Raw genomic sequence first — 21,141 nt, 5'->3', positions numbered from 1 at the left:
ATATATCTGTAAGATATTTGTTTGTAGTTGAGTAAGTAAAATATGTCAAACATAAAAAGATAAATTTCAAACAAAATAAAACAAAAAAATATTGACAACGGTTTCATATAGTGTTATACTTTTATCATAAAAGTTAAATATGAAGGGAGAAGGTCATGGGATTAGATCATTTCTTCAGCAAAGACTTAGTTTTTTGTTTAGAAGCAGATAATCAAGAGCAACTATTTGATCAAGTTGCAACCCTATTGGAAGAAAAGAAAGTTGTTACGGATACCTATCGATCGGCATTGATTGAACGTGAAAAAATGTTCCCAACCGGTTTAGATATGGAATTTCTTGGGAAGGACTTGCCGAATGTAGCAATCCCTCACACAGACACGATTCATAATTTAACTGAAAACGTTGTTGTGGTTCGCTTAGCGAAACCAGTAACATTCCACAACATGATTGCTCCTGACAAGGAAGTAGAAGTATCATTACTCTTCTTTATCATCAATAATTCAAGTTCGAGTCAAACAAATATTCTTGCTCAATTGATGGACTTCTTTACAGGTAATGGTCATCTAGAAGCACTTTCTAAGATTACAGAACCAGAAGCTTTGTTCCAGTATATCTCAGAAGCAACTGCTTAAATTCATAAATAAATAGTAAATAAAAATCGGAGGAAATCCAAATGATTAAAATTCTTGCTGCATGTGGTGCAGGTGTTAACTCAAGCCACCAAATTAAAAGCGCTCTAGAAGAAGAGCTATCTAGCCGTGGATACGACGTACAGTGTGACGCAGTTATGGTTAAAGATGTCAACGAAGACTTGATTAAAGGTTATGATATCTTCACACCAATTGCTGCAACAGACTTAGGTTTTGACCCTGGTATCCCAGTAGTTGAAGCTGGCCCAATCTTGTTCCGTATTCCAGCTATGAGCGCTCCAGTTTATGACAATATTGAAGCAGCAATCAAAGAACACGGATTAAGTTAATTATTATTTTGTTAATATTCCATAACACATCATAAAGGGAGGAAAAATTATGGATTTCATTATTGAGTTGGCCAATAAAGTATTCAAGCCAATCTTGGCTATGGGTGGCCCAATTATCATGCTGATCATTTTGACAGTATTGGCCTTGCTTTTCGGAGTTAAATTCTCTAAAGCACTTGAAGGTGGTATCAAACTTGCCATCGCACTTACTGGTATCGGTGCTATCATCGGAATGCTTAACGGAGCTTTCTCAGCTTCACTTGCAAAATTCGTTGAAAATACTGGTATTCAATTGACAATCACCGACGTTGGTTGGGCACCACTTGCAACAATCACTTGGGGATCTGCATGGACTCTATACTTCTTGCTAGTTATGTTGATTGTCAACATTGTAATGCTTGCAATGAAGAAAACAGACACACTTGACGTTGATATCTTCGATATCTGGCACTTGTCTATCACAGGTCTTTTGATTAAATGGTATGCTGACAAGAGTGGAGTTGGTCAAGGGGTTTCTCTTTTCATCGCGACTGCAGCAGTTGTTCTTGTAGGGGTTCTTAAAATTATTAACTCTGACTTGATGAAACCTACATTTGATGACCTACTTAACGCACCAAGTTCATCACCAATGACTTCAACTCACATGAACTACATGATGAACCCAGTTATCATGGTTTTGGATAAGATTTTTGATAAATTCTTCCCAGGTCTTGATAAATATGACTTTGACGCTGCTAAATTGAACAAGAGAATCGGTTTCTGGGGATCTAAATTCTTCATCGGTTTCATCCTTGGTATCGTTATCGGTTTGATGGGTACTCCACATCCGGTTGCAGGTGTAGAAGGTGCTGATAAATGGGAACTTGTAATTAAAGGTTGGTTGTCACTTGGTTTGACTGCCGGTGTCTGCTTGGAGCTCTTCTCACTTATTGGTTCATGGTTCATCGCAGCCGTAGAGCCACTTTCACAAGGTATTACAAACGTTGCTACTAAACGTCTTCAAGGACGTAAATTCAACATCGGTCTTGACTGGCCATTCGTAGCTGGTCGCGCTGAAATCTGGGCTTGTGCGAACGTTCTTGCACCAATCATGTTGATTGAAGCAGTGCTTCTTTCAAACGTCGGAAATGGTATCTTGCCACTTGCTGGTATCATCGCAATGGGTGTAACTCCAGCTCTCTTGGTAGTTACTCGTGGTAAATTGCTTCGTATGATTATCTTCGGAACACTATTGTTGCCACTCTTCCTTCTTTCAGGTACACTTATCGCACCATTTGCAACAGATCTTGCTAAAAGTGTAGGTGCCTTCCCAGAAGGTGTGAGCCAAACTCAATTGATCACTCACTCAACACTTGAAGGACCAATCGAAAAACTTCTTGGCTGGACAATTGGTAACACTACAACAGGTGATATCAAAGCAATTATTGGTGCAGTGATCTTCCTTACTTTCTATATCGGTATTTTCGCATGGTACAGAAAACAAATGATCAAACGTAACGAAGAATACGCAGCAAACGCAAAATAATTTGCTCCTAAAAATGTAAATTGTAAAAACTAGGTTGTCAGTTTCCACTATGAAGCAGTCAGCCTAGTTTTTTTAGAAAATTGGAGGTAAGACTTATGATTGTATTAAAATCAGATCAATTAAATGTTGAGTTTCAAACACTTGGAGGAGCTCTATCCTCTATAAAAGATAAAGATGATGTAGAGTATTTGTGGCAGGGGGATCCAACTTATTGGAGTGGGCAAGCACCCGTATTATTCCCAATATGTGGTTCAGTAAGAAATGATACGGTCCTTTATGATAAGGAAGATGGTAGTCAAAAAGAAGGAAAAATCCCTCGACATGGCTTAGTAAGAAAAAAAGATTTTACATTAGTAGAACAAACAGATAATTCTGTTACATTCGCTATTGAAGACGATGAAGAAATGTATGAAAATTACCCTTATCATTTTCGTTTAGAAATCACTTATACAGTGACTGGGAAAACCATACGTACTCAGTATAAAGTCTATAATAAAGAATTAGAAAAGAGTATGCCATATTTTATTGGTGGGCATCCTGGTTTTAACTGTCCATTATTAGATGGTGAAGTGTATGAGGATTACTATCTTGAATTTGAAAAGCCAGAAACATGTACAGTTCCAAAACCTTTCCCAGAAACAGGAATGTTGGATTTCAAAGATAGAAGTTCTTGGTTAAACAAACAAAAAGAAATAGACTTGAATTATGACTTCTTTAGCTATGATGCTGTGACATTAGATGAGTTGGAATCTCGCACAGTAGCTTTGCGTTCACGAAAACATGATAAAGGTTTGAAACTACATTTTAAAGAGTTTCCAAATTTAATCGTATGGTCAACTCTTAATAAAGGTCCTTTTATTGCCTTGGAACCATGGTCAGGTTTGTCTACTTCAATAGAAGAAGGAGATAGACTGGAAGATAAGAAAGATGTTAAGATTATAAAACCTAGTGATTTTGATCAGATTGGATTTGATATCGAGATTTTATAAAAAATAAACAAAAACAAACATAAATTGTTGACTTTTCCAACTAATAGTAGTATATTATGTTTATAAAGAACAATTTGTGTTTATTTTAACAATATTACTGTTCTGGCTTTTCTCTGAAGAAAGCTTATTAAGAAACGAATAAGATATTTGTTCTTAATTTAAATGATTGTCAACAAAACTACTAGTAACTATTTGAGAAAGGTCTCTTTTAGGCTAGAATCAGAAAGTTTTACTGGTCTATTATAAAAAAGGAGTATACAATATGGCTATTGTTATTGGTGCAGATGCTGCAGGTTTAAGATTGAAAGAAGTTGTAAAAAACTTCTTAGAAAAAGAAAACTTCCACGTAGTGGATGTTACAGCAGAAGGTCAAGACTTCGTTGATGTAACTCTTGCGGTTGCGGAAGAAGTTAAGAAAGAAGAACAAAACCTTGGTATCGTCATTGATGCTTATGGTGCAGGTCCGTTTATGGTTGCTACTAAAATCAAAGGAATGGTTGCTGCAGAAGTATCTGATGAACGTTCAGCTTATATGACTCGCGGTCACAACAACTCACGTATGATTACGATGGGTGCTCAACTTGTTGGTGATGAATTGGCTAAAAACATTGCTAAAGGCTTTGTAAATGGTAAATACGACGGTGGTCGTCACCAAATCCGTGTCGACATGTTGAATAAAATGTGCTAATTTTGATATTGAAAGAAAGGTAAGATAAAATGAGAATTGCAATCGGATGTGACCACATCGTAACAAATGAAAAAATGGCTGTTTCAGAATTTTTGAAATCAAAAGGACATGAAGTTATCGACTTTGGTACTTATGACCACGCTCGCACCCACTATCCAATCTTTGGTAAAAAAGTTGGTGAAGCAGTAGTTAGTGGCCAAGCTGATCTTGGTGTATGTATCTGTGGTACTGGTGTAGGTATCAATAACGCAGTTAACAAGGTTCCTGGTGTTCGTTCAGCATTAGTTCGTGATATGACAACAGCTCTTTACGCTAAAGAACAATTGAATGCCAACGTAATCGGATTTGGTGGTAAAATCACTGGTGAATTGCTCATGTGTGATATCATTGAAGCTTTCATCAACGCTGAATACAAACCATCAGAAGAAAACAAAAAATTGATCGCTAAAATCCAACACGTTGAAACTCATAACGATCATCAAACTGATGCCAACTTCTTTACAGAGTTCCTTGAAAAATGGGATCGTGGTGAATACCACGACTAAGAGGTGACTTATGATTTTAACAGTCACAATGAACCCATCCATTGATATTTCCTATCCTTTGGATGAATTGAAAATTGACACTGTCAACCGTGTTGTAGATGTCACTAAAACGGCTGGTGGTAAAGGTCTTAACGTTACTCGTGTCCTATCAGAATTTGGTGACTCCGTAGTCGCAACAGGACTTGTCGGTGGTAAACTTGGTGATTTTTTAGTAGAGAATATTGATGATAAAGTAAGCAAACGTTTCTTCTCTATTCAAGGTGAAACCCGTAACTGTATCGCAATTCTACATGGAGAAAACCAAACAGAAATCCTAGAAAAAGGTCCTGAAGTTCAAGAAAAAGAAGGTCAAGATTTCTTGGCTCATTTCAAAGAACTTTTAGAGACTGTAGAGGTAGTGGCCATTTCAGGTAGTCTACCAGCAGGACTTCCAGTGGATTACTATGCTAGTTTAGTTGAACTTGCTAACCAAGCTGGTAAACCTGTTGTCTTGGACTGTTCAGGCGCTGCACTTCAGGCAGTTCTTGAGTCTCCACATAAACCAACAGTCATCAAACCAAATAATGAAGAATTATCTCAACTTTTAGGAAGAGAAATTTCTAAAGATTTGGATGAATTAAAAGAAGTCCTTCAAGAACCACTATTTGATGGAATCGAGTGGATTATCGTTTCCTTAGGCGCTAATGGTGCCTTTGCCAAACACGGTAACACTTTCTACAAAGTAGATATTCCAAGAATTCAAGTAGTAAATCCAGTCGGTTCTGGCGATTCTACAGTGGCAGGTATTGCTTCAGGTCTTTTCCATAAAGAAACGGATCAAGAACTGTTGATCAAGGCAAATGTCCTTGGTATGCTTAATGCTCAAGAAAAAATGACCGGTCATGTCAATATGGCTAACTATCAAGGTCTATATGACCAATTAATTGTGAAAGAGGTATAAAATGGTTTTAACAGAAAATAAACGCGCTTGTATGCAAAAACTCTCTGATGAGAATGGTATCATCTCAGCTCTCGCTTTTGACCAACGTGGTGCTTTGAAACGCCTCATGGCTCAATACCAAACAGAAGAGCCAACAGTTGCTCAAATGGAAGAACTTAAAGTATTGGTAGCAGATGAATTGACTAAATATGCTTCATCTATGCTACTTGACCCTGAGTACGGGCTTCCAGCTACAAAAGCACTTGATCCAAATGCAGGTCTTCTCCTTGCTTATGAAAAAACAGGATACGATACAACAAGTACAAAACGCTTGCCAGACTGCTTGGACGTTTGGTCTGCAAAACGTATCAAAGAACAAGGTGCAGATGCCGTTAAATTCTTGCTTTACTATGACGTAGATAGCTCTGACGAACTCAACCAACAAAAACAAGCCTACATTGAACGTATTGGTTCTGAGTGTGTAGCTGAAGATATTCCATTCTTCCTTGAAATCTTGGCTTACGATGAAAAGATTGCGGACGCAGGTTCTGCAGAATACGCTAAAGTAAAACCACGCAAGGTTATTGGTGCTATGAAGGTCTTCTCAGACCCACGCTTTAACATCGATGTCTTGAAAGTGGAAGTTCCAGTTAACGTGAAATACGTTGAAGGATTTGGCGATGGCGAAATCGTTCATACACGTGAAGAAGCAGCAGCCTTCTTTAAAGCTCAAGACGAAGCTACTAACTTGCCATACATATACTTGAGTGCAGGTGTATCAGCTAAGCTCTTCCAAGAAACTCTTGTATTTGCCCACGAATCAGGTGCAAACTTCAATGGTGTTCTTTGTGGACGTGCAACATGGGCTGGATCAGTTGAAGCTTATATCAAAGACGGTGAAGCAGCTGCTCGCGAATGGCTTCGTACAACTGGTTTTGAGAACATCGATGAACTCAACAAAGTTCTTAAAACAACAGCAACTTCATGGACTGAACGTGTGTAAGGTATCCTTTGAAATCATTTAAAAATAAAAAAGTCTCACATATAGTGAGACTTTTTTATGGCTTAGACTTGATAATTTGTGTTTCTTTTTCCAAAGCTTTAAGAGTTTTATCATTTAATTTTGAATCTGAAATAATTGTATCAATATCAGCGATATTATAAAATGTGTAAAAATCAAACTTATCAAATTTGCTGTGGTCCGCCAAGAGATATTTTTTATTTGCATTTTGAAGAGCTATTTTTTGAACTTCACCTTCTTCTTCGCTGAAAGTAGCAATAGCATGTTCTTTTATTCCATTACAGCTTACAAAAGCTTTAGAAAATTGCAAGCTAGCAAGGTCTTGTAGGGTAAGAGTTCCTACAAAAGCTCCTGTAATATCACGATAATTACCACCGATTAATATCAAATCCGTTAGTTTTCGTTCATTTAGAATCAGAAATACAGGTAAACTATTGGTAACAACTCGGATATTGTCAATTGGTAGTTCTCGAGCAAAGTACTCTAGAGTAGTACCAGGACCAATAAAAATGGTTTCTCTTTCTTCAACTAGATGACCAGCAAATTTAGCAATTTCTTGTTTCTCAGCAGTCTGAAGACCTTGTTTTTCAATGTTGGATCTTTCATTAGATAGAAGAGAACCAGTACGAAGTTTTTCAGCACCTCCATGAACACGGACAAGTAGATCCTTATCAGCTAATTCCTGAAGGTATCGTCTAGCTGTCATATCTGATATATCCAGACTAGTCATAATCTCTTTAACAGTGATAGTTCCCTTGGTATTAACAGTTTCTAAAATTCTATCTAGTTTTTCTTGTTTAAGCATTGGATTACCTCCATATCCAATACTATAATACCACAAAGTAAAAAATCAATCAATTTAAAGAACATAAATAAACAAAAAACAAAAAAACATCTGAGTTTTCAAACAAACTTAGATGTTTTTTTAAAAGATAGTTATTAATCTAATCCATAATTGTAGTCTTCGTCTTGCATAGCCTCAACTTCACCAAGCAGGTAGCCATTACCAACTTGAGAGAAGAAGTCATGGTTAGATGTACCAGTTGAAATTCCGTTCATAACGATTGGGTTTACATCGTCTGCTGAGTCTGGGAAAAGTGGATCTTGTCCAAGATTCATAAGGGCTTTATTAGCATTATAACGAAGGAAAGTTTTAACTTCTTCAGTCCAACCAACACCATCATATAAACTTTCTGTATAACCTTCTTCGTTTTCATAAAGAGTATAAAGGAGATCGTACATCCATTCTTTGAGTTTTTCTTGTTCTTCTTCTGGTAATTCGTTGAAACCAAGCTGGAACTTGTAACCAATATAGGTTCCGTGTACAGACTCGTCACGAATGATCAGTTTAATGATTTCAGCTACGTTAGCTAGCTTATTATTACCAAGATAGTAGAGTGGTGTAAAGAAACCAGAATAGAAGAGGAAGGTTTCAAGGAAAACACTAGCTACCTTCTTTTCAAGTGGTGTACCATTTAGGTAAATTTCATTGATGATTTCCGCTTTTTTCTGAAGATATGGATTTGTATTTGTCCATTCAAAGATTTCTTCGATTTCAGACTTAGTATTCAAAGTTGAAAAGATAGAAGAGTAGGATTTTGCGTGGACAGATTCCATAAATTGGATGTTATTAAAAACAGCTTCCTCGTGAGGTGTGCGAATATCAGAGCGAAGGGCCTGAACCCCTGTTTCAGATTGCATGGTATCAAGAAGGGTTAATCCACCAAAGACTTTACCAACTAGGTCTTTTTCTTTGTTAGATAATTTTCTCCAGTCATCCAAGTCATTTGATAAAGGGATACGAGTATCGAGCCAGAACTGCTCAGTCAGTTTTTCCCAAGTTGATTTATCAATGACATCTTCGATAGCATTCCAGTTAATGGCTTTGTAGTAAGTTTGCATTTGAAATCTCTTTCTGTGTGTAGTAATGCGATAAGTTAGTTCTTCCTATTCTAATATTTCAAAGGAGTATCGCACAAAAAGTCGGGAAACCGACTTTTTAATTGTATCATGATTTTATCAATCACATCAACTTAATTATAAGTGAGTATGAAAACCCAGATTCGATTTGAGAGATGTTCTAAATTACACAGCTCTCACATTGGTTAGCGCCTACTTCACCACCGTCATCTGTAAAGGTACGGACGTAGTAGATAGACTTGATGCCCTTATTGAAGGCATAGTTACGTAGGATAGATAGGTCACGTGTGGTTTGTTTGTTTTCTTTCTTCCATTCGTAAAGACCTTTTGGAATGTCACTACGCATGAAGAGAGTGAGTGAAAGTCCTTGATCCACGTGTTCAGTAGCAGCAGCGTATACATCGATAACCTTACGCATATCCATATCGTAGGCTGAAGTGTAGAAAGGAATGGTATCTGTTGACAATCCTGCAGCAGGATAGTAAATCTTACCAATTTTCTTCTCTTGACGTTCTTCGATACGTTGCGTTATAGGGTGGATAGAAGCAGAAACATCGTTGATGTAACTGATTGATCCATTTGGTGCTACAGCTAAACGGTTTTGGTGGTAAAGACCATCAGCTTGAACCTTATCACGAAGCTCAGCCCAGTCTGCAGCAGTTGGGATAAAGATATCTTTAAAGAGTTCTTTCACGCGTTCTGATTTTGGAACAAATTGACCAGACGTATACTTATCGAAATAAGTTCCATTTGCGTAGTCAGATTTTTCAAAATTATGGAAGGTTACACCACGTTCACGTGCGATGTTATTTGATTCAACCAGAGTCCAATAGTTCATGAGCATGAAATAAATGCTTGTAAATTCGATAGACTCTTCTGATCCATACTCAATCAATTGTTGCGCAAGGTAGCTATGTAGTCCCATTGCACCAAGACCGAATGTATGAGCTAAGCTATTTCCATAGTCAATTGTTGGTACAGCTTTGATATGAGAATTATCAGTAACAAAGGTAAGAGCACGAACCATAGCACGAATAGAGCGTCCAAAGTCTGGCGATGTCATCATGTTGACAACGTTGGTTGAACCAAGGTTACATGAAATGTCGGTTCCCATCTCAAGAAATTCTTGCGCGTCATTAATCAAGCTTGGTTCTTGGACTTGGAGAATCTCAGAACACAAGTTACTCATGATAATCTTCCCATCAACAGGATTTGCACGGTTAGCAGTATCGATGTTGACTACATAAGGATAGCCAGATTCTTGTTGCAATTTAGAAATTTCAGTCTCTAAATCACGTGCCTTGATTTTTGTCTTACGAATGTTAGGATTTGCTACTAGTTCATCATACTTCTCAGTAATGTCGATATAGTTAAATGCTACACCGTACTCTCTCTCAACAGAGTATGGGCTGAAGAGATACATATCTTCATTCTTGCGAGCCAATTCGTAGAATTTATCTGGTACTACAACACCAAGTGACAAAGTCTTAACACGAACTTTCTCATCGGCATTTTCTTTTTTAGTTGAAAGAAATGCGATGATATCAGGGTGAAAGACGTTGAGGTAAACCACTCCAGCCCCCTGACGTTGTCCCAATTGGTTTGAGTAAGAGAAGCTATCTTCAAAGAGCTTCATAACTGGAACGACACCAGACGCAGCTCCTTCGTAACCCTTGATAGGAGCACCAGCTTCACGTAGGTTACTAAGGGTGATCCCAACGCCACCACCAATACGTGAAAGTTGAAGAGCAGAGTTGATAGAACGGCCAATAGAGTTCATATCATCTGTAACCTGGATCAAGAAACAAGATACTAACTCTCCACGACGTGCACGACCAGCGTTCAAGAAAGATGGAGTGGCTGGTTGATAACGTTGATGGATAATCTCGTTAGCAATATCAGTTGCAATTGCTTCGTCACCATCTGCAAAGTAGACAGCATTAAAGAAGACACGATCTTCCATATTCTCTAAATAGTATTCTCCGTCGTTTGTCTTAAGAGCATACTGATTATAGAATTTGTAGGCAGCCATAAAAGACTTGAATTGGAAGTTTTGTTCTTTTATAAATTGATACAATTCTACAAAAAATTCTGGGCGATATTTTTTAATAAAGCCTGTTTCAATGTAGTTGTGTTTAACAAGGTAGTCAATTTTATCTAAAATTGAATCAAATACCATTGAGTTCGGTACAACATTTTCTTTAAAAAATGCATCTAAGGCTTCTTTATCTTTATGAAGCATGATTTGTCCATTGACTGGACGGTTAATTTCATTATTTAGACGGAAGTATGTTACGTCTTCAAGTTGTTTTAATCCCATAAAATTTCCCTTATCTAATTACAAAATAAAGGCTTCTAAGGTTTACATAGAAGCTTTTTAAATCCTGATTTTATACAAGTTGCTTGAGTTTTGCTGGTTGGAAACCAGAGAACACTTCAGTTGGTGTTTGAATGATAGGAGCAGCACTAAAGCCGAGTCCTTTAACTTGTTCGATATATTCAGGTTGTTCATCAAGATTGATTTCTTGATATGCGATATTATTGCTGTCTAAAAATCGTTTTGTCATCTTACATTGGACACAGTTATTTTTAGAATATACGGTTACCATTTATAGAACTCCTCTTTCAAATTAATTATACCCTTCTTAGTATATCAGAAAAAAAATCTTTGTCAACGAAAGAAAACTAAATATTGTATAATTCTTTTTAATATTTTATTCAAAAACACAATATATAGTGATTCTAAAAATGGAAAACGCTTTATATGTAGGTTTCTTGAATCAAGAAAAAATAAAAAAACTACATAAGGTGTAGGCTTAAAAAATTTGAAATATTTTCTGCAAGTTATCTGAAAGTAAATTGGAGAAAGTCCATAAAATACTTGAAAAAGATACTTTAAAATGATATAATACAAAACTGTAAGGGTTATCAGATATAACTCAACAAGAAAACAATTAAAGGAGAGTCAAACTATGGCTTCTAAAGATTTCCACGTAGTGGCAGAAACAGGTATTCACGCACGTCCAGCAACTTTGTTGGTACAAACTGCTAGCAAATTTGCTTCAGACATTACTCTTGAGTACAAAGGTAAATCAGTTAACCTTAAATCTATCATGGGTGTTATGAGCCTTGGTGTTGGTCAAGGAGCTGACGTTACAATTACTGCTGAAGGCGCAGACGCTGATGACGCTATCGCTGCTATCTCAGAAACAATGGAAAAAGAAGGATTGGCATAAGAAATGACAGAAATGCTTAAAGGAATTGCAGCATCTGATGGTGTTGCCGTTGCAAAAGCATATCTACTTGTACAACCGGATTTATCATTCGAAACTGTTTCAGTCGAAGATACAAATGCTGAAGAAGCTCGTTTAGATGTTGCTCTTGAAGCTTCTCAAAACGAGCTTTCTCTTATCCGTGAAAAAGCAGTAGGTACGCTTGGTGAAGAAGCAGCGCAAGTTTTTGACGCTCACTTAATGGTTCTTTCTGACCCTGAATTAATCGGTCAAATTAAAGAAACTATCCGTGCTAAAAAAGTGAATGCAGAAGCAGGTCTTAAAGAAGTTACAGACATGTTTATCACGATTTTTGAAGGCATGGAAGACAATCCATACATGCAAGAACGTGCAGCTGATATTCGAGACGTTACTAAACGTGTTTTGGCAAATCTTCTTGGTAAGAAATTACCAAACCCAGCTTCTATTAATGAAGAAGTAATCGTCATTGCACACGACTTGACTCCATCTGATACTGCTCAATTGGACAAAAACTTTGTAAAAGCTTTTGTAACTAACATCGGTGGACGTACAAGCCACTCAGCTATCATGGCTCGTACACTTGAAATTGCTGCTGTTTTGGGTACAAACAACATTACTGAGCTTGTAAAAGATGGCGATGTTTTGGCTGTTTCAGGTATCTCTGGTGAAGTTGTTATTAACCCAAGTGAAGAACAAATTGCAGAATTTAAAGCAGCTGGTGAAGCTTACGCTCAACAAAAAGCAGAATGGGCTCTTTTGAAAGATGCTAAAACAGTTACTGCAGATGGAAAACACTTTGAGTTGGCTGCAAACATTGGAACACCTAAAGATGTTGAGGGTGTTAATGATAACGGTGCAGAAGCAGTAGGTCTTTATCGTACAGAGTTCTTGTACATGGATTCTCAAGACTTCCCAACTGAAGATGATCAATACGAAGCGTATAAAGCAGTTCTTGAAGGTATGAACGGTAAACCTGTTGTTGTTCGTACAATGGATATCGGTGGGGATAAAGAACTTCCTTACTTCGATCTTCCTAAAGAAATGAACCCATTCTTGGGCTACCGTGCTTTACGTATCTCTATCTCTGAAACTGGTAACCAAATGTTCCGTACACAATTGCGTGCATTGCTTCGTGCATCTGTTCACGGTAAATTGCGTATCATGTTCCCAATGGTTGCTTTGTTGAAAGAGTTCCGTACTGCTAAAGCTATTCTTGAAGAAGAAAAAGCAAAATTGGTTGCTGAAGGTGTCGCAGTTGCAGATGATATCCAAGTTGGTATCATGATTGAAATCCCAGCCGCAGCTATGCTTGCAGACCAATTTGCTAAAGAAGTTGATTTCTTCTCAATCGGTACAAATGACCTTATCCAATACACAATGGCTGCTGACCGTATGAACGAGCAAGTTTCATACCTTTACCAACCATATAACCCATCAATCCTTCGCTTGATTAACAACGTAATCAAAGCAGCTCACGCTGAAGGTAAATGGGCTGGTATGTGTGGTGAAATGGCCGGTGACCAAACTGCTGTTCCACTACTTGTTGGAATGGGCTTGGATGAGTTCTCTATGTCAGCTACATCTGTACTTCGTACACGTAGCTTGATGAAGAAACTGGACACAGCTAAGATGCAAGAATACGCTAACCGTGCTCTTACTGAATGTTCAACAATGGAAGAAGTTCTTGAGCTTTCTAAAGAATACGTTAATTTTGACTAATATTATTTAAAACCTTGTAGCATCAACTACAGGGTTTTTTGCTTTATATTTTAAATGTCCACCTGTAAAATTTCCTAAAAATATGGTAGAATAGACAAAGGAAAAATACGGAGGCGACTATGCAAAACAGACCAATCATTATCGGAGTAACTGGAGGATCTGGTGGGGGAAAAACTAGTGTTTCTAGGGCAATTCTGTCACATTTTCCAAATGAAAAAATTGCCATGATTGAGCATGATTCCTACTATAAGGATCAATCTCATTTAACCTTTGAAGAGAGAATTAAAACAAATTATGATCATCCATTTGCTTTTGATACTGACTTAATGATTGAGCAAATCAAAGAGTTGTTGGCAGGGCGACCAGTTGACATCCCGACTTATGATTATACTGAACATACTCGTAGTTCAAAAACATACCGTCAAGAACCACAAGATGTTTTCATTGTTGAGGGTATTTTAGTTTTAGAAGATCAACGTCTACGCGATCTAATGGATATCAAGATTTTTGTTGATACTGATGATGATGTACGTATTATTCGTCGTATTAAACGTGATATGGAAGAACGTGGACGTAGCCTCGATAGTGTCATTGAGCAATACCTTGGTGTGGTTAAACCGATGTATCACCAATTTATCGAGCCAACTAAACGTTACGCCGACATTGTAATCCCTGAAGGTGTGACAAATACAGTTGCTATTGACTTGTTGACTACTAAGATTGAAAAGATTTTAGCAGAAGCACGCTTATCTAATTAAAAATTATTCAAAAAACCTGTATCAATAGGATACAGGTTTTCTTTTATTGTTTAATTTTCTCAAGTCTTGGAACAATGAGTGCAGTTAAAACAGCCGAGATAATTAATTCTGCAATTGAGTTTGTTGAGATAACAGTAGCTAATAGTTTTTGGATATTTCCATCAAATACACTTCCGAAAAGGAAGAAGATTCCACCTAATACAAATACAGTATTTGTTAGAGAACCAAGAGCACCAGCAAAGATAAGACCAGCTTTGTTTTTAAAAAGTTTATAAACAAAGTAAGGAGTCAAACCGATGAGGATACGAGGAACAATAGCGATGATTAATGAATAGATATTGCCGTTTGGTACAAACGGTGAGAAAAGATAGCTAGTTGGTAAGATAGTAATTGTATTAACTGTTAAGCTAATCATACCCATTAAAAATCCAAGAATAGCTCCAATACGTGGGCCGTAAATGATACTTCCAATAATAACAGGAATGTGTACAATAGTTGGTTTAATTGGGAATGGTAATACATTAAATAAGATAGAGCTAAGTAGATGGATGACAATCATACTTGCAAAAAAGATAGCAACAGGTGCGATGTTAGAGCGTTTGTTCATTGAGAGTTTCCTTTATTCTTTCTATAATAATTTCCAAATCGGCTAAAGCGCCGCTTCCGAAGTCGCCACAAGCTAAGAGAGATTCTTTAGGAGAGATAATCCCGTATCCATAGCTTTCAAGAGTTTTAAGATTTGTCTGTGTGGCAGGGTGGGTAAACATTTTTGTATTCATAGCAGGTGCTAATAATTTAGGAATATTTTTTGGTAATGCCAGAGCAGTACTAGTCACCATATTATCGGCAAAACCATGTGCTAATTTTGCAATGGTATTAGCAGTTGCTGGAGCAACGATAAACAAGTCAGTTTCTTTTCCTCTCTCGATGTGGTTGACTTGGTCTGGATAAGGTTCTTGCATGACATCGAGATGAACCAGATTTTGGGACAAAACTTGCAGTGTTAATGGTTGTATAAAATCTGTAGCAGCTTTTGTCATCAAGACTGATACACTATGTCCTTGCTTTTTCAAAGAACTGACTAAATCAGCAGCCTTGTATGAAGCAATTGAACCAGTAATTGCAAGAGTAATGTGAGCCATAACTTTCCTTTCTAAAAAGTAAATCCTTGAATTTTTTTAATTATTAGCTCAGCGATTTCTTGTTTGCTGTATGCTGTTTGATAATCATTTTTTTCAACTAAGTAAGCCAGGTGTTGATCAGAGTTTATTTGAGTCAAATCATTAGCAACAATAATGTCCGCTTGATTCTTTTTAAGACTTTCTCTAGCAACATCTATCAAATGATCCTTTGTAACATCAACCAGGAGTTTAAAACCTATTAGATGAATTTTAGGATTCCATTCTTTGACCAGAGAAATAATCTTAGGATTTTTCTTAAGAAAAAGAATCTGAGCATCTTCCTTTGAAGAAATTTTGGTCTCAGTATTATGCTTAGTTAGAAATTCCGATAGATCTTGGCTTGCTTGTACCTCATCTATACTTGTCATGTAGACCGGGGTATAGTCAGATACAGCCATAGAATGAATTAAAACTTGGTAATCTTTAACAAGATTTCGCATCTCCTCAAGTAAATCCAAAGTATTCTTAATCTCTATAATTTTAAGATTTGGATGACTAGCTGGTTTAATTGCATGAGAAGTTGTAATCAAGCAAACTTCATGACCTGCTTTTATTAAAGCTTCTGTTATAACCAAGCCAAGACGACCTGTAGAGTGATTAGTGATAGAGCGAACACGGTCTATAGACTCACTAGTACCACCAGAAGTTACTAAAATTTTCATAGAACCATTCTACACAAAAAAATGTTTTAAGTCAAAGAAAGCGGTTTAGTTTAGCTTTGAGTTATTATAGTTATTATCTATAAAGACATATAAAAAATAGATAATTTTTGTTATATTAAAGAATTAAAGAGAAAAATACGAACATTAAGTTCGTTTTTATATAAAAAAATCTTGTTTTGTGTTATAATGAGTTAAAAGATAATAGGGCATAGGAGTTTAATATGAAAACAGATATTGAAATTGCGCAGAGTATAGAGCTAAAACCAATCGTTGATGTTGTTGAGAAACTTGGGATTTCTTACGATGATTTGGAGTTGTATGGTAAGTACAAGGCTAAACTTAGCTTTGATAAAATCCGTGAGGTTGAGAGCAATCCAGTTGGTAAGTTAATCTTGGTTACTGCTATTAACCCAACACCAGCAGGTGAAGGGAAGTCAACTATAACCATTGGTCTTGCTGATGCTTTGAATATGATTGGTAAGAAAACCATGATTGCTATTCGAGAACCTTCTCTTGGTCCTGTAATGGGGATTAAAGGTGGTGCAGCAGGTGGTGGTTATGCTCAAGTATTACCAATGGAAGATATCAACCTTCACTTTACCGGTGATATGCATGCTATCACAACTGCTAACAATGCTCTCTCGGCCTTGATTGACAATCACTTGCACCAAGGAAACGAGCTAGGAATTGACCAACGTCGTATTCTCTGGAAACGTGTAGTTGACTTGAACGACCGTGCCCTTCGTCATGTGACTGTTGGACTTGGTGGTCCTCTAAATGGTATTCCGCGCGAAGATGGTTTTGATATTACTGTAGCTTCAGAAATTATGGCAATTCTTTGTTTATCAACAGACATTGATGACTTAAAACGTCGTTTAGCTAATATCGTCATCGGCTATCGTTATGACCGTACACCTGTTTCAGTTGGTGATTTGCAGGTTGAGGGTGCTTTGGCATTGATTTTGAAAGATGCTATCAAGCCAAACTTGGTTCAAACAATCTATGGTACACCTGCCTTTGTACACGGTGGTCCTTTTGCAAATATTGCCCACGGTTGTAACTCTGTATTGGCTACAAAAACAGCTCTTCGCTTAGCTGATTACACAGTAACTGAAGCTGGCTTTGGTGCAGACCTTGGTGCAGAGAAGTTCCTGGATATCAAGACTCCAAACCTGCCAACTGCTCCATCTGCGGTCGTTATCGTAGCAACTCTTCGTGCTCTTAAGATGAATGGTGGAGTTGCTAAAGATGCTCTGACAGAAGAAAATGTAGAAGCAGTTCGTGCAGGTTTTGCTAACTTGAAACGCCACGTTGAGAATATCCGTAAGTTCGGTATCCCAGCAGTTGTTGCTATCAACGAATTTGTATCAGATACAGAAGCTGAAATAGCAACCTTGAAAGAGCTTTGTGCCTCTATTGATGTGCCGGTTGAATTAGCAAGTGTTTGGGCTAATGGTGCAGAAGGTGGAGTAGCGCTTGCTGAAACTGTTGTCAAAACGATTGCTGAAACTCCTGCAAAATATACTAGATTGTATGACAATGAACTCTCTGTTCAAGAAAAGATTGAAAAGATTGTTACCGAAATCTACCGTGGTAGCAAAGTAAACTTCGAGAAGAAAGCCCAAACTCAAATTGCACAAATCGTACAAAATGGTTGGGATAAACTGCCAATCTGTATGGCTAAAACTCAATACAGTTTTTCAGATAATCCAAATGCTCTTGGTGCACCTGAAAACTTTGAAATTACTATTCGTGAATTGGTACCAAAACTTGGTGCAGGCTTTATCGTTGCCCTTACTGGTGATGTTATGACCATGCCTGGTCTTCCAAAAAGACCTGCCGCTCTCAACATGGATGTTGAAAGTGATGGAACTGTTCTTGGATTATTCTAGTTCAATAACAAAAAGACAACCTCTTTGATAAGGTTGTCTTTTGTATTAGAAAAAACTCCTAGAAATCTTCTAGGAGTTTAATTTTATTTCATTTCATAGTTGGGAAAAGAAGTACGTCACGGATAGTAGTAGTATCAGTGAGGAGCATGCAGAGACGGTCGATACCGATTCCCAAACCACCTGTTGGTGGCATACCATATTCAAGGGCTTCAATGTAGTCGTAGTCAATGCCTGTTGCTTCATCATCTCCAAGTTCTTTAGCTTTTGCTTGGGCTTCAAATCGGCTAAGCTGATCGATTGGATCGTTCAATTCTGTGAAGGCATTTCCATATTCTTTAGTCATGATGAAGAGCTCGAAACGGTCAGTAAAGCGCTCGTCTTCAGGATTCTTCTTAGCAAGTGGAGATACAGCTACTGGGTGACCATAAACAAAGGTAGGCTGAATCAAAGTTTCTTCGACAAATTCTTCAAAGAAGGCATTTATGATGTGACCAACTTCGGTGTAGTGTTTTTCAACTGGGACTTTCTTCTCAGCCGCGATAGCTTTAGCTTCTTCGAAAGTCATGTCTTGCCAGAAATCTACACCAGTAATTTCCTTGATAGCATCAACCATGTGAACACGTTTAAATGGCTCGTGAATCTTGATTTCAGTTCCTTGATAGATAACTGGACTGTCGCCTTTAACGGCTCTAGCAACGTGTTGGATAATACCTTCAGTCAAGTCCATGATGTCCTGGAAGTCTGCATAAGCTTGATAAACTTCGATCGAAGTGAACTCGGGATTGTGTGTGGCATCCATTCCTTCGTTACGGAAGATACGACCGATCTCATAAACGCGTTCCATACCACCAACGATAAGGCGTTTTAAGTGAAGCTCAGTCGCGATACGAAGTACCATATCAATGTTCTGTGCATTGTGGTGAGTGATAAACGGACGGGCAGCAGCACCTCCAGCTTCGTTGTGAAGAACTGGAGTTTCAACTTCAAGGAATCCTTGAGCATCAAGGTAACGACGGATTTCAGAGATGATTTTTGAACGGGTAACAAAGCGTTCAAAGCTTTCGCGGTTTGAAATCAAATCAAGGTAACGTTTGCGGTAGATTGTCTCAACGTCTGTTAAGCCGTGGAATTTCTCTGGAAGCGGACGTAGTGCTTTAGACAAGTGTGTGATATGAGTAGCTTTGATAGAGAGTTCTCCCATATCTGTACGCATGACTTCACCTTCGACCCCAAGGAAGTCTCCAAGGTCAGCTTTTTTAAAGATTTCGTAGTTTTCTTCACCGACAGCATCTTTACGAACGTAGATTTGGATTTGACCTTCGCGGTCTTGAAGGTGAGCAAATCCAACTTTACCTTTACCGCGTTTTGTTACTAAACGTCCAGCGATAGTAGCAGTTTCGTTTAATTCATGTAGTTGTTCTTTATCAAGGTCAGCAAATTTATCTTTTAGTTCTTGAGAGTTAGCAGTACGTTCAAAACGTTTACCGAATGGATCAATTCCTTGTTCACGGAGCGCAGCCATTTTTTCACGGCGAACGATCTGCTGGTCATTCAATTCTTCCATATGTTCTGTTGACATGAGTTCCTCCTAATTTTAATCGAATTTTGAAATAATAAATCAAATTTTCACGATACTCCATTTTATCATAAATAGTCGAGAAATTCACGGATATTCTATAAAAACTAAAAAGAACTTAACTGGCGAGTCAAGTTCTTTGAAGAAGAAACAAAATTTTGTTTCTTAACGGTAAATTTTTCTTATTCTGAATCTAACATTATATCAGCAAATTCAGCTCTGACAAATTGAGCCAAATCTTCAGGATTAATGATAATACTATGTTCAACTTCACCGGCTGACACGATTATCTCATTAAGAGAAAGAGCGGATTGATCTATAAAAATTGGATACTGATGTTTTTGTCTTATACCAACGGGATTATTGGCTCCGTGTATATAGCCAGTCGTTTTTTCCAAATCTTTTTGAGGAATCATACTAACTTTTTTATTGCCTGAAACTTTGGCAAGTTTCTTTTCAGATAGATGTTCAGTAATAGGTAGAATACCGATAATAGGTCCTGACTTATCTCCTAAAAGAGCTAAGGTTTTAAAAATATGGTTTCTTTCAATCCCTTCTGGCAATTGTCCCTCAAGAGCATTAATTTGAATCCCGGTATGGGCTACTCCTGATTTGGTTAAAATTTGTTCAACTAATGTTTTCTTTACTTTTGTTTTTTTAGCCATTATTTGTATTTTTCCTCTAATTGACTCATCCAAATACCCAACCAGATACCAAGAGCGAAGAAGAAGGCGATGATAACATAGGATACAATTGATAAGCCACTGTAACTTATGCTTTCAGGACTTCCAGCATTTGGTAATAAAATTAGTAGAGTACTTGAAAGTACGATACCAATAATAAAGTGATAAACACGAGAGTGGTAGACGCGAAGAGCATAGTCCATAAATTTTGAAAAAGCTATGAGAGTAAGAACAGCTCCGATACCAATTGGTAGGAACGTGCCAAATAGGTCGAAAGATTTGAAACCTGTAAGCATAGGTCCGTATAGTCCTAAAATCAAGAGTAAGTTTGATGGGCTTAGACCTGGAACAAGAATTCCAAGTGCTAGTAAGGAACCTGCAAGTATAAAGTTTAAGAAAGATGCGGATAAACTTCCTACTACGAAATTAAGTCCGTAAAGTGCAATACCTGAAACTATAAAGGTTGTCCAAAACCAAATGAGGTCTATTTTATCCCTTTCAGAATCACGATTAGCTTCTTTTACTAAACTAGGAACAGTACCGATAATTGCACCAGCAAAACTCCATAAGACATATACTTGGTAGTGTTCAAGTAAGTACTCAATGGGGTAAGAGAACAACCCAATACCAAGTAACATACCAATAGCAACTGGTAAGAAATAAAGAACGTCTTCTTTTAGTTGCTTGAAGGGATGGGCTAAGAAACGAATCATACGTTCATAAATCCCCAAAATTGCAGCTAGGACACCTCCGGAAATTCCAGGTAAGATAAACCCTAGAGCAATTACTATTCCTTTAATCATTTTTGAAATCCAAGATAACATGGAATT

Annotated in this window: 22 protein-coding genes; 12 read left to right on the top strand and 10 right to left on the bottom strand. The window is 37.5% G+C overall.

The window, feature by feature from the left end; genetic code table 11:
• Positions 1 to 155: 155 nt before the first annotated feature.
• The 8 genes from PAN07_RS09545 (at position 156) to lacD (ending at position 6,648) form a co-directional block, all read left to right on the top strand.
• Positions 156 to 632 (top strand): PTS sugar transporter subunit IIA, encoded by a 477-nt coding sequence (locus PAN07_RS09545; protein ID WP_006148588.1) that lies wholly within the window; start codon positions 156 to 158, stop codon positions 630 to 632.
• Between the two features lie 41 nt (positions 633 to 673).
• Positions 674 to 979 carry a PTS sugar transporter subunit IIB gene (locus PAN07_RS09540; RefSeq protein ID WP_006151856.1) on the top strand — a complete coding sequence of 102 codons (306 nt, stop codon included), beginning with the start codon at positions 674 to 676 and terminating at the stop codon, positions 977 to 979.
• Between the two features lie 49 nt (positions 980 to 1,028).
• Positions 1,029 to 2,504 carry a PTS galactitol transporter subunit IIC gene (locus PAN07_RS09535; protein ID WP_269797770.1) on the top strand — a complete coding sequence of 492 codons (1,476 nt, stop codon included), beginning with the start codon at positions 1,029 to 1,031 and terminating at the stop codon, positions 2,502 to 2,504.
• Between the two features lie 95 nt (positions 2,505 to 2,599).
• Positions 2,600 to 3,493 (top strand): aldose 1-epimerase family protein, encoded by an 894-nt coding sequence (locus PAN07_RS09530; protein WP_269797769.1) that lies wholly within the window; start codon positions 2,600 to 2,602, stop codon positions 3,491 to 3,493.
• A gap of 262 nt (positions 3,494 to 3,755) precedes the next feature.
• The gene (gene lacA / locus PAN07_RS09525) at positions 3,756 to 4,181 is read left to right on the top strand and encodes a galactose-6-phosphate isomerase subunit LacA (RefSeq protein ID WP_006151484.1); all 426 of its coding nucleotides are present in this window, start codon (positions 3,756 to 3,758) and stop codon (positions 4,179 to 4,181) included.
• Positions 4,182 to 4,210: 29 nt separating this feature from the next.
• Positions 4,211 to 4,726, top strand: a complete 516-nt coding sequence (lacB, locus tag PAN07_RS09520; protein ID WP_001216925.1) for a galactose-6-phosphate isomerase subunit LacB — start codon at positions 4,211 to 4,213, stop codon at positions 4,724 to 4,726.
• Positions 4,727 to 4,736: 10 nt separating this feature from the next.
• Entirely contained in the window at positions 4,737 to 5,666 is a 930-nt protein-coding gene (locus tag PAN07_RS09515) for a tagatose-6-phosphate kinase (RefSeq protein ID WP_006152191.1), read from the top strand.
• A gap of 1 nt (position 5,667) precedes the next feature.
• Positions 5,668 to 6,648, top strand: coding sequence for a tagatose-bisphosphate aldolase (gene lacD, locus PAN07_RS09510; RefSeq protein ID WP_006152000.1), 981 nt, complete (start codon positions 5,668 to 5,670; stop codon positions 6,646 to 6,648).
• 55 nt (positions 6,649 to 6,703) lie between these two features.
• On the opposite strand, the gene PAN07_RS09505 is transcribed toward lacD, so the two are convergent.
• From PAN07_RS09505 to nrdH, 4 genes are all read right to left on the bottom strand, one after another.
• Entirely contained in the window at positions 6,704 to 7,471 is a 768-nt protein-coding gene (locus PAN07_RS09505) for a DeoR/GlpR family DNA-binding transcription regulator (protein ID WP_269797768.1), read from the bottom strand.
• 134 nt (positions 7,472 to 7,605) lie between these two features.
• Positions 7,606 to 8,568 carry a class 1b ribonucleoside-diphosphate reductase subunit beta gene (gene nrdF / locus PAN07_RS09500; RefSeq protein WP_075567612.1) on the bottom strand — a complete coding sequence of 321 codons (963 nt, stop codon included), beginning with the start codon at positions 8,566 to 8,568 and terminating at the stop codon, positions 7,606 to 7,608.
• 178 nt (positions 8,569 to 8,746) lie between these two features.
• Positions 8,747 to 10,906, bottom strand: a complete 2,160-nt coding sequence (gene nrdE, locus PAN07_RS09495) for a class 1b ribonucleoside-diphosphate reductase subunit alpha (protein ID WP_269797767.1) — start codon at positions 10,904 to 10,906, stop codon at positions 8,747 to 8,749.
• Positions 10,907 to 10,976: 70 nt separating this feature from the next.
• The gene (gene nrdH, locus PAN07_RS09490; RefSeq protein WP_075567610.1) at positions 10,977 to 11,195 is read right to left on the bottom strand and encodes a glutaredoxin-like protein NrdH; all 219 of its coding nucleotides are present in this window, start codon (positions 11,193 to 11,195) and stop codon (positions 10,977 to 10,979) included.
• A gap of 363 nt (positions 11,196 to 11,558) precedes the next feature.
• Between nrdH and PAN07_RS09485 the strand changes: the two genes are divergently transcribed.
• The 3 genes from PAN07_RS09485 (at position 11,559) to udk (ending at position 14,317) form a co-directional block, all read left to right on the top strand.
• Positions 11,559 to 11,822 (top strand): phosphocarrier protein HPr, encoded by a 264-nt coding sequence (locus tag PAN07_RS09485; protein WP_000146952.1) that lies wholly within the window; start codon positions 11,559 to 11,561, stop codon positions 11,820 to 11,822.
• Between the two features lie 3 nt (positions 11,823 to 11,825).
• The gene (gene ptsP, locus PAN07_RS09480; protein WP_269797766.1) at positions 11,826 to 13,559 is read left to right on the top strand and encodes a phosphoenolpyruvate--protein phosphotransferase; all 1,734 of its coding nucleotides are present in this window, start codon (positions 11,826 to 11,828) and stop codon (positions 13,557 to 13,559) included.
• Positions 13,560 to 13,678: 119 nt separating this feature from the next.
• Entirely contained in the window at positions 13,679 to 14,317 is a 639-nt protein-coding gene (gene udk / locus PAN07_RS09475; RefSeq protein WP_269797765.1) for a uridine kinase, read from the top strand.
• A 43-nt stretch (positions 14,318 to 14,360) separates the two neighbouring features.
• Here udk and PAN07_RS09470 read toward each other — a convergent pair whose 3' ends face one another.
• From PAN07_RS09470 to PAN07_RS09460, 3 genes are read right to left on the bottom strand one after another with little or no spacing between them, the layout of a single operon-like run.
• Positions 14,361 to 14,924 carry an ECF transporter S component gene (locus PAN07_RS09470; RefSeq protein ID WP_269797764.1) on the bottom strand — a complete coding sequence of 188 codons (564 nt, stop codon included), beginning with the start codon at positions 14,922 to 14,924 and terminating at the stop codon, positions 14,361 to 14,363.
• Positions 14,908 to 15,459, bottom strand: a complete 552-nt coding sequence (gene coaC / locus PAN07_RS09465) for a phosphopantothenoylcysteine decarboxylase (protein ID WP_269797763.1) — start codon at positions 15,457 to 15,459, stop codon at positions 14,908 to 14,910. The genes PAN07_RS09470 and coaC overlap by 17 nt, the downstream gene beginning before the upstream one ends.
• 11 nt (positions 15,460 to 15,470) lie before the next feature.
• On the bottom strand, positions 15,471 to 16,160 hold the full coding sequence (locus PAN07_RS09460) for a phosphopantothenate--cysteine ligase (protein WP_269797762.1): 690 nt from the start codon (positions 16,158 to 16,160) through the stop codon (positions 15,471 to 15,473).
• 221 nt (positions 16,161 to 16,381) lie between these two features.
• Between PAN07_RS09460 and PAN07_RS09455 the strand changes: the two genes are divergently transcribed.
• Positions 16,382 to 18,052 carry a formate--tetrahydrofolate ligase gene (locus tag PAN07_RS09455; protein ID WP_269797761.1) on the top strand — a complete coding sequence of 557 codons (1,671 nt, stop codon included), beginning with the start codon at positions 16,382 to 16,384 and terminating at the stop codon, positions 18,050 to 18,052.
• A gap of 88 nt (positions 18,053 to 18,140) precedes the next feature.
• On the opposite strand, the gene lysS is transcribed toward PAN07_RS09455, so the two are convergent.
• From lysS to PAN07_RS09440, 3 genes are all read right to left on the bottom strand, one after another.
• The gene (lysS, locus tag PAN07_RS09450) at positions 18,141 to 19,631 is read right to left on the bottom strand and encodes a lysine--tRNA ligase (RefSeq protein ID WP_269797760.1); all 1,491 of its coding nucleotides are present in this window, start codon (positions 19,629 to 19,631) and stop codon (positions 18,141 to 18,143) included.
• Between the two features lie 179 nt (positions 19,632 to 19,810).
• Positions 19,811 to 20,293: an aminoacyl-tRNA deacylase gene (locus tag PAN07_RS09445; RefSeq protein WP_269797759.1), complete on the bottom strand. Its 483-nt coding sequence runs from the start codon at positions 20,291 to 20,293 to the stop codon at positions 19,811 to 19,813.
• Positions 20,293 to 21,135: a DUF368 domain-containing protein gene (locus PAN07_RS09440; RefSeq protein ID WP_250307247.1), complete on the bottom strand. Its 843-nt coding sequence runs from the start codon at positions 21,133 to 21,135 to the stop codon at positions 20,293 to 20,295. Before PAN07_RS09440 ends, PAN07_RS09445 begins: the two co-directional genes overlap by 1 nt.
• Between the last annotated feature and the right edge of the window lie 6 nt (positions 21,136 to 21,141).

The sequence above is a fragment of the Streptococcus sp. SM5 genome, assembly GCF_027497975.1.
The sequence above is the reverse complement of the archived record's forward strand: the minus strand, read 5'-3'. Positions and strand labels throughout refer to the sequence as shown.

Coding starts and splice junctions, on each gene's coding strand:
- PAN07_RS09455 (WP_269797761.1), top strand. CDS start 16,382: ATGAAAACAGATATTGAAATTGCGCAGAGTATAGAGCTAAAACCAATC.
- PAN07_RS09505 (WP_269797768.1), bottom strand. CDS start 7,471: ATGCTTAAACAAGAAAAACTAGATAGAATTTTAGAAACTGTTAATACC.
- ptsP (WP_269797766.1), top strand. CDS start 11,826: ATGACAGAAATGCTTAAAGGAATTGCAGCATCTGATGGTGTTGCCGTT.
- nrdH (WP_075567610.1), bottom strand. CDS start 11,195: ATGGTAACCGTATATTCTAAAAATAACTGTGTCCAATGTAAGATGACA.
- PAN07_RS09470 (WP_269797764.1), bottom strand. CDS start 14,924: ATGAACAAACGCTCTAACATCGCACCTGTTGCTATCTTTTTTGCAAGT.
- udk (WP_269797765.1), top strand. CDS start 13,679: ATGCAAAACAGACCAATCATTATCGGAGTAACTGGAGGATCTGGTGGG.
- PAN07_RS09515 (WP_006152191.1), top strand. CDS start 4,737: ATGATTTTAACAGTCACAATGAACCCATCCATTGATATTTCCTATCCT.
- PAN07_RS09460 (WP_269797762.1), bottom strand. CDS start 16,160: ATGAAAATTTTAGTAACTTCTGGTGGTACTAGTGAGTCTATAGACCGT.
- PAN07_RS09530 (WP_269797769.1), top strand. CDS start 2,600: ATGATTGTATTAAAATCAGATCAATTAAATGTTGAGTTTCAAACACTT.
- PAN07_RS09545 (WP_006148588.1), top strand. CDS start 156: ATGGGATTAGATCATTTCTTCAGCAAAGACTTAGTTTTTTGTTTAGAA.
- nrdF (WP_075567612.1), bottom strand. CDS start 8,568: ATGCAAACTTACTACAAAGCCATTAACTGGAATGCTATCGAAGATGTC.
- lacD (WP_006152000.1), top strand. CDS start 5,668: ATGGTTTTAACAGAAAATAAACGCGCTTGTATGCAAAAACTCTCTGAT.
- coaC (WP_269797763.1), bottom strand. CDS start 15,459: ATGGCTCACATTACTCTTGCAATTACTGGTTCAATTGCTTCATACAAG.
- PAN07_RS09440 (WP_250307247.1), bottom strand. CDS start 21,135: ATGTTATCTTGGATTTCAAAAATGATTAAAGGAATAGTAATTGCTCTA.
- lacB (WP_001216925.1), top strand. CDS start 4,211: ATGAGAATTGCAATCGGATGTGACCACATCGTAACAAATGAAAAAATG.
- PAN07_RS09485 (WP_000146952.1), top strand. CDS start 11,559: ATGGCTTCTAAAGATTTCCACGTAGTGGCAGAAACAGGTATTCACGCA.
- lacA (WP_006151484.1), top strand. CDS start 3,756: ATGGCTATTGTTATTGGTGCAGATGCTGCAGGTTTAAGATTGAAAGAA.
- PAN07_RS09535 (WP_269797770.1), top strand. CDS start 1,029: ATGGATTTCATTATTGAGTTGGCCAATAAAGTATTCAAGCCAATCTTG.
- lysS (WP_269797760.1), bottom strand. CDS start 19,631: ATGTCAACAGAACATATGGAAGAATTGAATGACCAGCAGATCGTTCGC.
- PAN07_RS09445 (WP_269797759.1), bottom strand. CDS start 20,293: ATGGCTAAAAAAACAAAAGTAAAGAAAACATTAGTTGAACAAATTTTA.
- PAN07_RS09540 (WP_006151856.1), top strand. CDS start 674: ATGATTAAAATTCTTGCTGCATGTGGTGCAGGTGTTAACTCAAGCCAC.
- nrdE (WP_269797767.1), bottom strand. CDS start 10,906: ATGGGATTAAAACAACTTGAAGACGTAACATACTTCCGTCTAAATAAT.